The organism is Methylocella sp., assembly GCF_044226135.1.
In the GTDB taxonomy this organism is placed as follows: domain Bacteria; phylum Pseudomonadota; class Alphaproteobacteria; order Rhizobiales; family Beijerinckiaceae; genus Methylocapsa.
In genome coordinates this window covers 20,481-35,328 of record NZ_JBGAHM010000035.1, presented here as the reverse complement: position 1 = coordinate 35,328, position 14,848 = coordinate 20,481, and the positions used below count along the sequence as shown (strand labels likewise).

At 64.7% G+C, this 14,848-nt stretch carries 18 protein-coding genes and 1 pseudogene; 18 read left to right on the top strand and 1 reads right to left on the bottom strand.

Going from position 1 to position 14,848, the window contains the following annotated elements; all coding sequences use genetic code 11:
• The 14 genes and pseudogenes from ACILRB_RS13240 to ACILRB_RS13175 form a co-directional block, all read left to right on the top strand.
• Window positions 1-276 (top strand): annotated as a pseudogene (locus ACILRB_RS13240) (xanthine dehydrogenase); the annotation flags it as partial.
• 439 nt (window positions 277-715) lie between these two features.
• A complete protein-coding gene (gene nifB, locus ACILRB_RS13235; RefSeq protein WP_395666764.1) occupies window positions 716-2,218 on the top strand; it encodes a nitrogenase cofactor biosynthesis protein NifB in 1,503 nt (500 codons plus the stop codon).
• A 100-nt stretch (window positions 2,219-2,318) separates the two neighbouring features.
• Window positions 2,319-2,543 carry a 4Fe-4S dicluster domain-containing protein gene (locus ACILRB_RS13230; RefSeq protein ID WP_395666761.1) on the top strand — a complete coding sequence of 75 codons (225 nt, stop codon included), beginning with the start codon at window positions 2,319-2,321 and terminating at the stop codon, window positions 2,541-2,543.
• Between the two features lie 5 nt (window positions 2,544-2,548).
• Window positions 2,549-2,896, top strand: coding sequence for a HesB/IscA family protein (locus ACILRB_RS13225; protein ID WP_395666760.1), 348 nt, complete (start codon window positions 2,549-2,551; stop codon window positions 2,894-2,896).
• A gap of 10 nt (window positions 2,897-2,906) precedes the next feature.
• Entirely contained in the window at window positions 2,907-3,449 is a 543-nt protein-coding gene (locus ACILRB_RS13220; RefSeq protein WP_395666759.1) for a hypothetical protein, read from the top strand.
• Window positions 3,439-4,329 carry a 4Fe4S-binding leucine-rich repeat protein gene (locus ACILRB_RS13215; RefSeq protein WP_395666763.1) on the top strand — a complete coding sequence of 297 codons (891 nt, stop codon included), beginning with the start codon at window positions 3,439-3,441 and terminating at the stop codon, window positions 4,327-4,329. The genes ACILRB_RS13220 and ACILRB_RS13215 overlap by 11 nt, the downstream gene beginning before the upstream one ends.
• Window positions 4,326-4,655, top strand: coding sequence for a nitrogen fixation protein NifZ (locus ACILRB_RS13210; RefSeq protein WP_395666758.1), 330 nt, complete (start codon window positions 4,326-4,328; stop codon window positions 4,653-4,655). Before ACILRB_RS13215 ends, ACILRB_RS13210 begins: the two co-directional genes overlap by 4 nt.
• Window positions 4,652-4,888, top strand: coding sequence for a nitrogen fixation protein NifZ (locus ACILRB_RS13205; RefSeq protein WP_395666757.1), 237 nt, complete (start codon window positions 4,652-4,654; stop codon window positions 4,886-4,888). The genes ACILRB_RS13210 and ACILRB_RS13205 overlap by 4 nt, the downstream gene beginning before the upstream one ends.
• A 70-nt stretch (window positions 4,889-4,958) precedes the next feature.
• On the top strand, window positions 4,959-5,171 hold the full coding sequence (gene nifT / locus ACILRB_RS13200; RefSeq protein ID WP_395666756.1) for a putative nitrogen fixation protein NifT: 213 nt from the start codon (window positions 4,959-4,961) through the stop codon (window positions 5,169-5,171).
• 2 nt (window positions 5,172-5,173) lie between these two features.
• Window positions 5,174-5,440 carry a hypothetical protein gene (locus ACILRB_RS13195; protein ID WP_395666755.1) on the top strand — a complete coding sequence of 89 codons (267 nt, stop codon included), beginning with the start codon at window positions 5,174-5,176 and terminating at the stop codon, window positions 5,438-5,440.
• A 3-nt stretch (window positions 5,441-5,443) separates the two neighbouring features.
• Window positions 5,444-6,592 carry a DegT/DnrJ/EryC1/StrS family aminotransferase gene (locus ACILRB_RS13190; RefSeq protein ID WP_395666754.1) on the top strand — a complete coding sequence of 383 codons (1,149 nt, stop codon included), beginning with the start codon at window positions 5,444-5,446 and terminating at the stop codon, window positions 6,590-6,592.
• Window positions 6,593-6,629: 37 nt separating this feature from the next.
• Entirely contained in the window at window positions 6,630-6,926 is a 297-nt protein-coding gene (locus ACILRB_RS13185; RefSeq protein ID WP_395666753.1) for a 2Fe-2S iron-sulfur cluster-binding protein, read from the top strand.
• Window positions 6,927-6,998: 72 nt separating this feature from the next.
• The gene (locus tag ACILRB_RS13180) at window positions 6,999-7,235 is read left to right on the top strand and encodes a hypothetical protein (RefSeq protein ID WP_395666752.1); all 237 of its coding nucleotides are present in this window, start codon (window positions 6,999-7,001) and stop codon (window positions 7,233-7,235) included.
• A 34-nt stretch (window positions 7,236-7,269) separates the two neighbouring features.
• On the top strand, window positions 7,270-8,166 hold the full coding sequence (locus tag ACILRB_RS13175) for an SIR2 family NAD-dependent protein deacylase (RefSeq protein WP_395666751.1): 897 nt from the start codon (window positions 7,270-7,272) through the stop codon (window positions 8,164-8,166).
• A 125-nt stretch (window positions 8,167-8,291) separates the two neighbouring features.
• Here ACILRB_RS13175 and ACILRB_RS13170 read toward each other — a convergent pair whose 3' ends face one another.
• Window positions 8,292-8,741 (bottom strand): response regulator, encoded by a 450-nt coding sequence (locus ACILRB_RS13170; protein ID WP_395666750.1) that lies wholly within the window; start codon window positions 8,739-8,741, stop codon window positions 8,292-8,294.
• Window positions 8,742-9,147: 406 nt separating this feature from the next.
• Here ACILRB_RS13170 and nifH point away from each other — a divergent pair, with 406 nt between their 5' ends.
• The 4 genes from nifH to nifE all read left to right on the top strand — a co-directional run bounded on the left by nifH (window position 9,148) and on the right by nifE (window position 14,839).
• Window positions 9,148-10,035: a nitrogenase iron protein gene (gene nifH / locus ACILRB_RS13165; protein ID WP_395666749.1), complete on the top strand. Its 888-nt coding sequence runs from the start codon at window positions 9,148-9,150 to the stop codon at window positions 10,033-10,035.
• 76 nt (window positions 10,036-10,111) lie between these two features.
• Entirely contained in the window at window positions 10,112-11,578 is a 1,467-nt protein-coding gene (gene nifD, locus ACILRB_RS13160; protein ID WP_395666748.1) for a nitrogenase molybdenum-iron protein alpha chain, read from the top strand.
• A gap of 70 nt (window positions 11,579-11,648) precedes the next feature.
• Complete coding sequence (gene nifK, locus ACILRB_RS13155) at window positions 11,649-13,208, top strand: nitrogenase molybdenum-iron protein subunit beta (RefSeq protein WP_395666747.1); 1,560 nt, start codon at window positions 11,649-11,651, stop codon at window positions 13,206-13,208.
• Between the two features lie 182 nt (window positions 13,209-13,390).
• Window positions 13,391-14,839 carry a nitrogenase iron-molybdenum cofactor biosynthesis protein NifE gene (gene nifE / locus ACILRB_RS13150; RefSeq protein WP_395666746.1) on the top strand — a complete coding sequence of 483 codons (1,449 nt, stop codon included), beginning with the start codon at window positions 13,391-13,393 and terminating at the stop codon, window positions 14,837-14,839.
• Window positions 14,840-14,848: the final 9 nt, after the last annotated feature.

The following is a 14,848-nucleotide window of genomic DNA, read 5'->3' as shown; positions in this document are numbered from 1 at the left end:
CTCGGCGCGCGCGCCTTCCGCGGCTTCGTCATCGGCCATGTCGGGGACGGACGCGAGGGGGAGCCGCTCGCGTCGGACATCGACGGCGTGCTCGTCGGCGTCGCGCGCGACGGCGTGGAGGTGGCCGAAGGCGACATCGTCGCCGAGATCGACCCCCGCACCCGGCAGGCGGCGTGGAGCGGGCTCGACCCGGCGGGCCGCGTCGTGGCGAAGGCCGCGCTCCGCGCGATCGAGACCCATGCGGCGCGCGCGCCCGCCGCGCGCGTCCCGGGCTGACGCCGCGTCAGCCCCGCGGCGGGCCGCAGCGCGTCCGCCCGATTGATCCTGCGTCCGCCCGTTTGATTCAGATCATGCGGCGTCCGCCGCGCGGCGCTGTCCTTACCCCTGCGCCGTCGCTCCGCGACCCCGCCGATCCGCTGCAAATGTCGAATAGCTGACAAGCCGGCATACGGTTTCAGACAAACGTCAGCATAACGACATCATTCCAGATGGAACAGAATACACAACGATATCAGACACCTCCGCCAATAGCCGGCGATGGCACGCTTGTTGCGCAATCCTTTCCGCACGGCGCTTTGCTCGGCGCGGCCTCGCCGCGGAGCCGAGCTGCGGCTTGAAGTTCTGGCGCAGAGCCTACCCGCGAGGAACTGATATGGAAGAAGCCTATCAACCTACAGAACATGACGTCGAAAACACGACCGCCGTCGACGACATCATGCAGAAGATCGCCGAGCACAAGGGTTGCGGCACGTCGGGCGGAAGCGGCAAGGCGAGCTGCGGCACCGGCGCCGGCGAGAACGACCTCGCGCCCGAGATCTGGGAGAAGGTGAAGAACCATCCCTGCTACAGCGAAGAAGCGCATCACCACTACGCCCGCATGCATGTGGCCGTGGCCCCGGCCTGCAACATCCAGTGCAACTACTGCAACCGCAAATATGACTGCGCCAATGAATCGCGCCCCGGCGTCGTCTCGGAGAAGCTGACGCCCGAGCAGGCCGCCAAGAAGGTTCTCGCGGTGGCCTCGACCATTCCGCAGATGACCGTGCTTGGCGTCGCGGGCCCCGGCGACCCGCTGGCCAACCCGGAGAAGACCTTCAAGACCTTCGAGCTGATCTCGAAGACCGCCCCGGACATCAAGCTCTGCCTGTCGACCAACGGCCTCGCCCTGCCCGACCATGTCGACACGATCGCCAGGTATAACGTCGACCATGTCACCATCACGGTGAACATGATCGACCCCGAGATCGGCGCGCAGATCTATCCGTGGATTTTCTGGAACCACAAGCGCGTCACCGGCTACGAGGCCGCCAAGATCCTGACCGAGCGTCAGATGCAGGGCCTCGAGATGCTGACCGAGCGCGGCATCCTGTGCAAGATCAACTCGGTGATGATCCCCGGCGTCAACGACAAGCACCTTGTCGAGGTCAACAAGGCGGTGAAGTCGCGCGGCGCCTTCCTGCACAACATCATGCCGCTGATCTCCGCGCCCGAGCACGGCACGGTGTTCGGCCTCAACGGCCAGCGCGGCCCGACCGCGCAGGAGCTGAAAGCCCTGCAGGACAGCTGCGAAGGCGAGATGAACATGATGCGGCACTGCCGCCAGTGCCGCGCCGACGCCGTCGGCCTGCTCGGCGAGGACCGCAGCGCCGAGTTCACCACCGACAAGATCATGGAGATGGAGGTCAAGTACGACCTCGAGTCGCGCCGCGCCTACCAGTCGAAGGTCGAGGAGGAGCGCGTCGCCAAGGTCGAGGCCAAGAAGGCCGAGCTTGAGACGCTCGCCGGCGCGGCTTCCGACATCAAGATGCTGATCGCCGTCGCCACCAAGGGCTCCGGCCGCGTCAACGAGCATTTCGGCCACGCCAAGGAGTTCCAGGTCTACGAGCTCTCGACCAGCGGCGCGAAGTTCGTCGGCCATCGCCGCGTCGACCTCTACTGCCAGGGCGGCTACGGCGAGGAGGACGCGCTCGAGACGGTGATCCGCGCCATCAACGACTGCCACGCGGTGTTCGTCGCCAAGATCGGCGGCTGCCCGAAGGGCACGCTGAAGGAGGCCGGCATCGACCCCGTCGACCAGTACGCCTATGAGTTCATCGAGCAGTCCGCGATCGCCTACTACAAGGACTACATCTCCAAGGTGAACGCCGGCGAAATCGAGCATGTCGAACGTGGCGACGCCTCGATCCGCCAGGGCGCCTACGCGCCCGTCACGGCGTAGCCGACCAACAGGGGCGCGCGGAACGCGGCGCGCCCCTCTCGCGCCCCAACAGGCGCCATTCGCGGCCGATCAGGACGCGGCCAAGTGAAAGGAAGCAGCCATGACCTACAAGATCGTCGCCTCGCAGTGCACGTCATGTTCGGCGTGCGAGGCGGAATGCCCCAACGTCGCCATCTCCGAGAAGAACGGCACCTTCGTCATCAACCCGAAGAAGTGCACCGAGTGCATCGGCTATTTTGACATTCCGCAATGCGTCGCGGTCTGCCCGGTCGACAACACCTGCGTCATCGACACCTCCCTTCCCCGCTATCAAGCGAAGGCCTGAACGTCATGAACATCGCGATGACCCCGGCGGCTCATAAATTCGTCCGTCGCCTGTGCATGTTCGACGGCGGCCCGGGCTCGGGCCTGCGCCTGCTCGTCGCCCCGGGCGGCTGCTCCGGCATGACCGCCGAGTTCAGCGTGCAGCCGGCGCCCGCCGAGAACGAGAAGGTCTTCACCCAGGACGGCGTGAAGCTGTTCCTGCCGGCCGAAAGCCGCCTTCTGCTCGAAGGCGTGACGATCGACTTCGTCGACAATCCGCAGAAGACGGGATTCGAATTCATCGATCCCAAGAAGTCGTCCTGCGGCTGCTCCTCGAGCGCGCCGGCCGACGCCGAAACGCCCGCGGCCGAGTGACGGGTCAGCGATGTTCGCGACAGACGACATAGCCGCCACGACGGCCTCCTCGCTTGAGCTCGACGCCCTTGAAGCGTCGATCCTGGGCGAGGGGCTGCCGCCCGCCGCGGAGCGCCGTCTGCGCGAAGCGGGCGCGGCCTACCACCAGGGCGACCTCGCCGAGACGCTCCTCTTCGAGGCGCTCGACGCGGCGCCCGGCCACCCGGCCGTGCTGATCGGACTCTACCGTTTCTATTTCTACAAGGGCCGCCTCAACGAGGCGCTCGGCGTCGCGAAGACCTGCCTCGCCAAATCCCTCGCCGGGCTCGGCCTTCCGGACGACTGGCGCGCCGTACGGCCTGAGGACGCCGACTTCGGCTCCTTCGCGGCGGTCCTGCCGCGCTTTTTCGCCTTCACGCTGAAGGGCTACGCCTATCTGAACATGCGGATCGGCGAGATCGAGGCCGGGCGTGAGGCCGTGCGAAAGCTGCTCGAGCTCGACCCGACCGACAAGGTCGGCGCGGGGCTTCTCCTCGACGTCGCAGACCGGATGGGCGCCGATGATGAAGACTGACATCGACGAAGCGCTCGACTGGCTCGGCGAGCCGGTCCTTTGCGAGACATGCGCCCATCTCGAGCGCAAGGGCTCGCGCTGCCAGCCGCTGAAAGCCTGCGTCCACGACCGCTACGCGCGCCGCGTCGACCGCTTCTTCGACTGGAACGCGGACCTCGCGCAGGGCTATCTGAAGCATCCCTATTTCGAGGTGCGCGCCTGCGCGGCCAAGGCCGCCGACGTGTTCCACCTGCCGCCGCTCCTCGACGATCCGGAGGAGGCCGTGCGCTGGAGCGCCGCGCGCCGCCTGCCGAACCGCTTTCTCCTGAAGCTGCGCGCCGACCCGCATCGCGAGGTGCGCATCCGCGTCGCGCAGCGGCTCGACGGCGCGGACCTCATGCCGATGATCGACGACCAGGATTATCTGGTCCGTCAGCATGTCGCCCGCAAGCTTTCGCCCGACCTGCTCGTGCTCATGATCGGCGACCCCGACGTCGAGGTCCGCCGCGTCGTCGCCGCGCGCATCGCCCCCGAGCAGCTCGGCCGGCTCGCGTCGGACCCCGAAGCCATGGTGCGGCTCGAAGCCGCGCGCCGGCTCGAGCCGGCCGGGCTGCTGCGTCTTTGCGCCGATCCCGACTGGCGTGTCCGCCACGAGATCGCGCTGCGCGCCGACCTTGACGTCGTGCGCGGCCTTGTCGACGACGAGGATCCGCTGGTGCGCGACGCCGCCCGCGAGCGTCTGCTCGGCCGCGCCTGCGAGCCGGGGCGCGGCGCAGGCGCGGCCGCCGGCTTTCGCGTTATCGCGCCTTCGGCGTGGCCGGCGGAGCCTGCGCCGGCCGCGCATCGTCAGGACGGGCGGGGCCAATCCCAGGAACGACCCGCCGCGGAGGAGTCAAGATGACCAACATCAGCCGGGACAGCGACGTCGTCGAGCTCAACGCGCCGCCGGCCTTTAATTTCGGGCAGAAGGTCCGCGCAAAGAAGACCGTGCGCAACGACGGCACCTTCATGGGCAAGGACGTCGGCGAGGTGCTCTGCAAAAAGGGCGACGAAGGCTACATCGTCAGCATCGGCACCTTTCTGCAGCAATTCTACATCTACGGCGTCGAATTCGTTTCGACCGGCTACCGCGTCGGCCTGAAACGCAAGGAGATCGAGCCGATCGACATGATCAGCCAGGCTCCGCCGCCGAAGGCGAAGCAGATTTCAGAAGGGAGCGCGACATGAGTTCTGGTCCGGGAAAATTCGACTGGGGGCAGCGCGTCCGCGCCACCATCGATCTCTTCAACGACGGCTCCTATCCCGATCAACCGGCCGACGCGCTTCTGGCGCGCGCGGGCGACCCCGGCGAGATCGTGCAGGTCGGCTCTCATGTCGAGACCGAAACCCCCGTCTATCTCGTCGAATTCGGGGAGCGCCGGGTGATCGGCTGCCTCGAGGACGAGATCGCGCCAATCTAGCTTGCGCGCGGCGGATCGACATTTCCTGTCGTCCGTCATTCATTGACACGAACAGACAGAGGCGATCCGCATGAAAGTCATGATCCGCAGGAGCCACGAAGGCATTCTCTCGCTCTACGTCCCCAAGAAGGACCTCGAGGAGCCGATCGTGAAGATGGAGAAGCCGGACATGTGGGGCGGCTCCGTCACGCTGGGGAACGGCTGGGAGCTCGCCCTGCCCGAAATGGGCCCGGAAACCACGCTGCCGATCACGGTCGAAGCCAAACGCCTGAGCGGCGACTGACCATGGCCCTCGATCCCGACAGCGTCGCCGCGATCGGCGAATTTCTCCAGAGCCGGACGGCGGACCATGCGGCGCTCGTCGAGCTGCGCCGCATGCTGCCCGGCGTCTCCGTCAATCGTTGTGACCAGTCGGACGTCGCCGACGAAACGCCGTTCAAATCCTTCGAGCGCTGCGACCTCTATCTGCTCGACGGACGCGATCACTGCTGGAAGCTGACGACCCAGCTCGACGCCGCGACCGGCCTCGTGCTGGCGGCCAAAGGAGCATAGATCATGGACACGACCTGGCTATGGCTGTCCGACCCTGACATGTCGGAGATCGAAGCCTCCGCCGTGCGCGAGGTTCTGGTTTCGCCGCGCATGTCGGCCGGCCCGGTCGTCGAAGAGTTCGAGAAGGCGTTCGCCGCCTATCTCGGGCGCAAGCATGCGATCGCCGTGTCGAGCGGCACGATCGGCCTGCTGCTCACGCTGCAGTCCTACGGGCTCAAGCCGGGCGACGAAGTCATCGCCCCGTCTCACTCCTTCCGCGAGACGGGGCATGCGATCGCGCTTTGCGGCGCGCGTCCCGTCTTCGCCGACGTCGACTACTGGACGGGGGCGCTTGCGCCCGACAAGGCGGCCGCCTGCCTCACCGAGCGCACGCGCATGATCGTCGCCGGCAATCCGGCGGGCCATCCCGCCCCATGGGCGCCGCTGCGCGAACTCGCCGACGGCGCCGGCGTGCCGCTCATCGAGGATTCCACTGAGGCGATCGGCTCCGTCTACAAGGGCGCCAGGGTCGGCTCCTTCGGCGACTGCTCCGTGTTCGATTTCTCGCAGCCCGGCGTCATCATCTGCGGCGAGGGCGGCATGGTCGTCACGGACGACGAGGACCGCGCCCACGCCATCCGGCGCCTGCGCTCGCGCCGTCTCGAAGAGCGCGCGTCGGTGGTGATCAGCGCCTACCCGCCGCTCCAGTCGCAGATGAGCGACGTGCAGGCGGCGCTCGGCCTCGCGCAGCTGGGCCGGCTCGACGTGCTGCTCGAACGGCGCAAGACGGTCGAGGCCTATTACGCCGACTACATGCGCTCCTTCGAGGGCATCAAGGACCCCTACATCGCGCCCGACGTCGATGAGGTTCACTGGTTTCTTTACGTCGTCCATCTCGGCACGCGCTTCTCGCGCTCGAGCCGCGACTCCATCGTGGACGACCTCAAGAACGAAATGATCGAAGCGGCGGCCTATTCTCATCCGCTTCATCTGCAGCGTCGCTATTTCGACATGGGATATCGACGCGGCGACTTCTTCGTCACAGAGAAAGTGGCCGACCGCGCCGTCGCGCTGCCGTTCCACGCCCACCTGACGGAAGAACACGTCGCCTTCATCGTCGGCACGATGAAGGACGCGTCCATCAACGTCGGCGCCGGCGCGGCCATTTACTGAGCCGCCTCGCCCGACATCACGACAACAGGAGCATGAAATGCCGCTTTTGACCATAAAGCCTTCAGGCAAGACATATGAAGCCGCCGAGGGCACGTCGATCCTCGACGCCCTCATCGCCGCCGGCGAGAAGATCGTCACGAAATGCGGCGGCAACGCCAAATGCGGCCTCTGCCACATCTTCCTCCTCGAAGGACGCAAGGGCGTCTCGAAGATGACCAAGACCGAGAACGAGAAGCTCGACTCGATCGTCGGCGTCGGCTCCAAATCCCGCCTCGCCTGCCAGGTGCTGTTTGGGACCGAGCCGGTGACCGTCGAGGTTCTGAGCTTCGTCTGATCGCAGGATCGTCACGGCCGGGCGGCGCCAGCCTCGCCTCCCGCGCCAGACCAAAGGGAAAGGCAAACGCAAATGACTGAGCAGATCGAAGCCGCCGCGTCGAAAACGTTCATCCTGCATGTCCGTTTCGCGCCGGACGGCACCGTCATGGAGATCGGCGAGCGCCCGGCGGGCCTCGGCGCGCAGGCCTGGTTCGAGCGCCTGAGCAACCTGCCGAACGTCCACTTCGAAGCGCTTTCGGGCGGGCGCGGCGTGTTCCGCCTGTCGACCGACGAATTCGAGGCCGTCAAGGCCGCGACGCTTCAGTAAGCGTCCCCTCGCCGCGCCACGCAGGAGAAGCAGCATGATCGACGACATTCTCGCGGCGATGGATCGCGGCGAACTCATTCCCTATCTTGGGCCCGACGTTCTGGCGCTCGCCGGCGCCTCCGCGCCTCCGTCGTCGCCGGAGGCGCTTGTCGCCCAGCTCACCGCCGCCGCGACGGTTCCGCACAAGATCCGCAACAATCTGACCGCGGCCGCCCAGTTCATCGAGAACTTCAAACATCGCAAGACCATCGTCGCGGTCATGACCAAGGCTTTTGCGGTCGACGCCGAGCCGAGCGACTTCCACAAATGGCTCGCCGCGCGGCCGAAGCTGCCCCTGCTCGTCAACGCCTGGTACGACGACCTCCTGCAGAAGGCGCTCAAGGTCCGCGACAATTGGGGAATCGCGCAGGGCGCGAGCCAGTCCGAACATTTCGGCGAATGGGTGCAATATTACAGGCCGGACGGCTCGAACATTCCGGGCGTCGAGCGCATTCAGGACGGCTCCGGGGCCAAGGCGCCGGCCGACGCGCCCGAAGAGACGCTCAAATGGAGCACCCTGCTCTACCAGCCGCTCGGGGGCGTGTCGCCCGGCGGCAACTTCATCGTGTCGGATTCGGACTATGTCGAGGTTCTGACCGAAATCGACATCCAGACGCCGATCCCCGAAGCGGTGCAGTCGATCCGCCGCGGCAAGAGCTTCCTGTTCGTCGGCTGCCGCTTCGCCAACCAGCTCGAACGCAGCTTCGCGCGCCAGATCATGAAGCGCTCCTCGGACCGGCATTGGGCGGTGCTGCCCGGAACGCCGACGAAGAACGAAGAACGCTTCCTCGCAGAGCAGAACATCGCGCGCATCGACATGTCGGTTGAAGATTTTGTCGCGAAACTGACGGCGGGCGCGGCCGGCAGCCCGGAGCTCGCCTCGATCGCCTGAGCGTCGTCCGCACGGCGCCTCGGCCCTGAACCAGAACGCCGGACGGCTCCCCGTCCGGCGTTTTTGATTCATGCGCCCAAGCCGGCGCGCGTTTTCGGCGCGGAGCCGAAGCGCCGCGCGCGGCGTCAGGAGGTCTTGAGCACGGTGAGCGGCAACGCGAAGCCCGCGCGCCGGCCGAGCAGCACGTCGACGCGCTCGCGCACGGTCTCGACCTTGAGCGGCTTCGACAACAGGCTGTTCGCGCCCGCCTTCAGACATTGCTTGCCGTTTTCGTCGCTGGTCGATTCGACGACGACCAGAATTTTGACGCCCGGAATCTTTTCCTTCAGCTCGGCGACGATCGAGACGCCCCGAGCCACCGCCATCGCGCCGGAGACGATGAGAAGATCCGGCTTGCCGTCGGGCGTCTTTTCGAGGGCGCGCTCGAAGGATTCGACCTCATGCGTCTCGTTTTCGTCGTGCAGCATGAACTGAAGCACGGCGCGCGTGATCTCGTCGTCGTCGACGACGAAGATGCGTTTGTTTTCGACGGCGCGCGACGTTTCAACGCCGATCTGCATAGTCACATCTCCCATGTTCCGGCCCTGCCGCAAGCGTGCAAGTCGCATACCGGACCACCCCTCGCGCGTCACTTTCCCGCCAATCGGCCAGGGATGCGGCGGCGATGGACGAAACCGGCCCGGAATTATTTACGTCCGCTGTTCGTTTCCAGCGAATGACGACAGGAATGTCGCCTTTCGCACAAGACGAAAAATGCCTGGTTTTGATTTTTTTTCATGTTTATTTTCAATAGGATAAAAGATTTTATCGGGCGTGGCACGCCCCTTGCTCAACAGGGTCTGCGTAAGGCGGGCGGTAGCCGCAAGGCCACACCTCGGGAAACGCGCTTCGACGCCCGAGCCGCGCGACGTCACCAGCACAAAGGCTGTCGGCGAACGTCACCGGGCGTCGACGGACATGAATGGGATCAAGGAGCAAACAATGTCTGAGTCTGATCTGCGGCAAATCGCTTTCTACGGCAAGGGAGGCATCGGCAAGTCGACGACCTCCCAGAACACCCTGGCGGCCCTCGCCGGCATGGACCAGAAAATCCTTATCGTCGGCTGCGACCCCAAGGCTGACTCGACCCGCCTGATCCTTCATGCCAAGGCCCAGGACACCATCCTCAGCCTCGCCGCCGAGGCTGGTTCGGTCGAGGATCTCGAACTCGAAGACGTCATGAAGGTCGGCTTCCGCGACATCCGTTGCGTCGAGTCGGGCGGTCCGGAGCCGGGCGTCGGCTGCGCCGGCCGCGGCGTCATCACCTCGATCAACTTCCTCGAGGAGAACGGCGCTTATGACGGCGTCGACTACGTTTCCTATGACGTTCTTGGCGACGTGGTCTGCGGCGGCTTCGCCATGCCGATCCGTGAGAACAAGGCCCAGGAAATCTACATCGTCATGTCCGGCGAGATGATGGCCATGTATGCGGCCAACAACATCTCGAAGGGCATTCTGAAGTACGCCAACTCCGGCGGCGTGCGTCTCGGCGGCCTGGTCTGCAACGAGCGCCAGACGGACAAGGAATATGAGCTCGCCGAGTCGCTGGCGAAGAAGCTCGGCACCCAGCTCATCTACTTCGTGCCGCGCGACAACATCGTGCAGCACGCCGAGCTGCGCCGCATGACGGTCATCGAGTACGCCCCGGACTCCAAGCAGGCCGAGCACTATCGTTCGCTCGCCACCAAGGTCCACGCGAACAAGGGCAACGGCATCATCCCGACCCCGATCACGATGGACGAGCTCGAAGACCTGCTCATGGAGCACGGCATCATGAAGGCCGTCGACGAGTCGCAGGTCGGCAAGACGGCCGCCGAGCTGACGGCCTGATCCTGAAGGCCAGGCGCCGGCTTCGCGAGAAGCCGGCGCCAATCCCCCGATCCAACCGGTTTTGAAAGGTGCGACCATGAGCCTGGCGCCAGCAGAATCAATCGAAGACATCAAGGCCCGGAACAAGGCCCTCATCAAAGAGGTGCTTGAAGTCTATCCGGAAAAGACCGCCAAGCGACGCGCCAAGCATCTGGGCACGTTCGAAAAGGGCAAGCCGGATTGCGGCGTCAAGTCGAACATCAAGTCGATTCCCGGCGTGATGACGATCCGCGGCTGCGCCTACGCCGGTTCGAAGGGCGTGGTGTGGGGTCCGATCAAGGACATGATCCACATCTCGCACGGCCCGGTCGGCTGCGGCCAGTACTCCTGGGCTTCGCGCCGCAACTATTACATCGGCACCACCGGCGTCGACACCTTCGGCACGATGCAGTTCACCTCCGACTTCCAGGAGAAGGACATCGTGTTCGGCGGCGACAAGAAGCTCGCCGTGATCATGGACGAGATCCAGGAGCTGTTCCCGCTCAACAAGGGCATCACCGTCCAGTCCGAGTGCCCGATCGGCCTCATCGGCGACGACATCGAAGCCGTCTCCAAGCAGAAGACCAAGCAGTATGACGGCCATACGATCGTGCCGGTCCGCTGCGAAGGCTTCCGTGGCGTCTCGCAGTCGCTCGGCCACCATATCGCCAACGACGCCGTCCGCGACTGGGTGTTCGACAAGCAGGAGGGCAAGCCCGCCCGCTTCGAGCCGACGGACTATGACGTCGCGATCATCGGCGACTACAACATCGGCGGCGACGCCTGGTCCTCGCGCATCCTTCTCGAGGAGATGGGCCTGCGCGTGACGGCCCAGTGGTCGGGCGACGGCACGATCGCGGAGCTTGAGGCGACGCCCAAGGCGAAGCTGAACGTTCTGCACTGCTACCGTTCGATGAACTATATCTCGCGCCACATGGAAGAAAAGTACGGTATTCCGTGGGTCGAGTATAATTTCTTCGGTCCGACCAAGATCGAAGAGTCGCTGCGCAAGATCGCCAGCCACTTCGACGACAAGATCAAGGACGGCGCCGAGCGCGTCATCGCCAAATATCGTCCGCTGATGGACGCGGTGATCGCGAAGTATCGTCCGCGCCTCGAAGGCAAGACGGTCATGCTGTTCGTCGGCGGCCTGCGTCCGCGCCACGTCATCGGCGCTTACGAAGACCTTGGCATGGAGATCGTCGGCACCGGCTACGAGTTCGGCCACAACGACGACTATCAGCGCACCACCCATTATGTGAAGGACGGCACGCTGATCTACGACGACGTGACGGGCTACGAGTTCGAGAAGTTCGTCGAGAAGATCCAGCCTGACCTCGTCGGCTCGGGCATCAAGGAGAAGTACGTCTTCCAGAAGATGGGCGTGCCCTTCCGTCAGATGCATTCGTGGGACTACTCGGGCCCCTATCACGGCTACGACGGCTTCGCGATCTTCGCTCGCGACATGGATATGGCGATCAACTCGCCGGTCTGGAAAATGACGAAGGCCCCCTGGGCGGCCTGACTGACGACGGCGCTTCCTCCTCCAGAGGGAGCGCCGCTCCGCCCGACTCCGGAACTACAAGGGTTTCAACATGCCACAGAATCCTGACAACGTTCTCGACCATTTCAATTTGTTCCGGCAGCCGGAATATGTGGAGATGTTCGAGAACAAGAAGAAGAACTTCGAGAACCACGTCGGCGACGCCGAGACCGAGCGCGTCCGCGAATGGACGAAGACGCAGGAATATCGCGAGAAGAACTTCGCCCGCGAAGCCCTGACGGTCAACCCGGCCAAGGCCTGCCAGCCGCTCGGCGCGGTGTTCGCGGCTGTCGGCTTTGAAGGCACGATCCCCTTCGTTCACGGCTCGCAGGGCTGCGTCGCCTATTACCGGTCGCACTTCTCGCGCCACTTCAAGGAGCCGACGTCCTGCGTCTCTTCCTCGATGACCGAGGACGCGGCGGTGTTCGGCGGCCTCAACAACATGATCGACGGCCTCGCCAACACTTATAATATGTACAAGCCGAAGATGATCTCGGTGTCGACGACCTGCATGGCGGAAGTCATCGGCGACGACCTGAACGCCTTCATCAAGACCGCCAAGGAGAAGGGCTCCGTTCCGCAGGAGTACGACGTTCCCTTCGCGCACACCCCGGCTTTCGTCGGCAGCCACATCACCGGCTACGACAACGTCATGAAGGGCATCTTCGAGCATTTCTGGGACGGAAAGGCCGGCACGGCGCCCGTTCTCAAGCGCGAGCCCAACGAGTCGATCAACTTCGTCGGCGGCTTCGACGGCTACACCGTCGGCAACCTGCGCGAGATCAAGCGCATCTTCAAGTCGATGGACGTCGACCATACGATCGTCTGCGACAACAGCGACGTGTGGGACACCCCGACCGACGGCGAATTCCGCATGTATGACGGCGGCACGACCATCGCCGAGACCGAAGCCGCGCTGAACGCCAAGGCGACGATCTTCATGCAGGAATACTGCACGGAGAAGACGTCGAAGCTGGTCGAGGCCCATGGCCAGGAAGTCGTCAACCTCAACCATCCGGTCGGCGTCAAGGGCACCGACGAGTTCCTGATGGCGATCTCGCGCATCAGCGGCAAGCCGATCTCCGACGAGCTGACCCGCGAGCGCGGCCGCCTCGTCGACGCCATGGCCGATTCGAGCGCCCACATCCACGGCAAGAAATTCGCCATCTACGGCGACCCGGACCTCTGCCTCGGCCTCATGCGCTTCCTGATGGAGATGGGCGCCGAGCCGACCCATGTCCTCGCCACCAACGGCAGCCGCGCCTGGGAAGCGCGCGTGCAGGCCGAGCTCGACGCCTCGCCCTTCGGCAAGAACTGCCACGCCTACGGCGGCAAGGACCTGTGGCACATGCGCTCGCTGCTGTTCACGGAGCCGGTCGACTTCCTGATCGGCAACACCTACGGCAAATATCTCGAGCGCGACACGGGCACTCCGCTGATCCGCATCGGCTTCCCGGTCTTCGATCGCCACCACTACCACCGCTATCCGGTGTGGGGCTATCAGGGCGGCATGAACGTTCTGGTCTGGATCCTCGACAAGATCTTCGACGAGATCGACCGCAACACCAACGTCGTCGCGAAGTCCGACTACAGCTTCGACATCATCCGCTAAGCCAAGGCGACGCGGCGGCCCTGCCGCCGCGTTCGCGCTTTATCGATCCAATTTCCCGCTCCGCGGGCGCGCTCTCCGGCGGAGCGGGAAATTGGACCTGCAATTGCATCCACATGGTCTGATCGACGGGCGCTTCCGGAGCCTGCCCGAAGCGCCGCGGCTCGTAGTCGAAGGAGGTCCGCATGAGTGATCTGTCCGCCAAGATTCAGGACGTGTTCAACGAGCCGGGATGCGGGAAGAACCAGGGCAAATCCGAGAAGGAGAAGAAGAAGGGCTGCACCAAGCAGCTGCAGCCCGGCGCGGCCGCCGGCGGCTGCGCCTTCGACGGCGCCAAGATCGCGCTGCAGCCCATCACCGACGTCGCCCACCTCGTGCACGGCCCCATCGCCTGCGAGGGCAACTCCTGGGACAATCGCGGCGCGAAATCCTCGGGCTCGACCCTCTATCGCACGGGCTTCACCACCGACATCAACGAAACGGACGTCATCTTCGGCGGCGAGAAGCGCCTCTTCAAGTCGATCAGGGAGATCATCGAGAAATATGATCCCCCGGCGGTGTTCGTGTACCAGACCTGCGTTCCGGCCATGATCGGCGACGACATCGGCGCCGTCTGCAAGGCCGCCGCGGCGAAGTTCAACAAGCCGGTCGTGCCGGTCATCTCGCCGGGCTTCGTCGGCCCCAAGAATCTCGGCAACAAGCTCGCCGGCGAGGCGATCCTCGACCATGTCATCGGCACGATCGAGCCCGACTATACGACGCCTTACGACATCAACATCATCGGCGAATATAATCTGTCCGGCGAATTGTGGCAGGTGAAGCCGCTGCTCGACGAGCTCGGCGTCCGCATCCTGTCCTGCATCTCGGGCGACGCGAAATACAAGGAAGTCGCCCAGTCGCATCGCGCCAAGGCGGCGATGATGGTCTGCTCCAAGGCGATGATCAACGTCGCCCGCAAGATGGACGAGCGCTACGACATTCCCTTCTTCGAAGGCTCCTTCTACGGCATCGAGGACACCAGCGACGCGCTGCGCGAGATTTCCAAGCTGCTCATCGAGAAGGGCGCGCCGGCCGAGCTGATGGAGCGCACGGAGGCGCTCATCGCGCGGGAGGAGGCCAAGGCCTGGGCCGGCATCGCGCCCTACAAGGAGCGCCTCAAGGGCAAGAAGGTGCTGCTCATCACGGGCGGCGTGAAGTCCTGGTCGGTCGTGGCGGCGCTGCAGGAGGCCGGCTGCGAGCTGGTCGGCACGAGCGTCAAGAAATCGACCAAGGAGGACAAGGAGAAGATCAAGGAGCTGATGGGCCAGGACGCCCATATGATCGACGACATGACGCCGCGTGAAATGTATCGCATGCTGAAGGACGCCAAGGCCGACATCATGCTGTCGGGCGGCCGTTCGCAGTTCATCGCGCTCAAGGCCAAGATGCCCTGGCTCGACATCAACCAGGAGCGTCACCACGCCTATATGGGCTATGTCGGCATGGTCGAGCTCGTCAAGGAGATCGACAAGGCGCTCTCCAACCCGGTCTGGGAGCAGGCGCGCCGCCTCGCGCCCTGGGAGGACACGCCGGTCGATCCCTTCGCTGGGTTCGACGCTCCGGCGCCGGCCGCCCTGCCGATCGCCGCGGAATAAGGGAGAAGC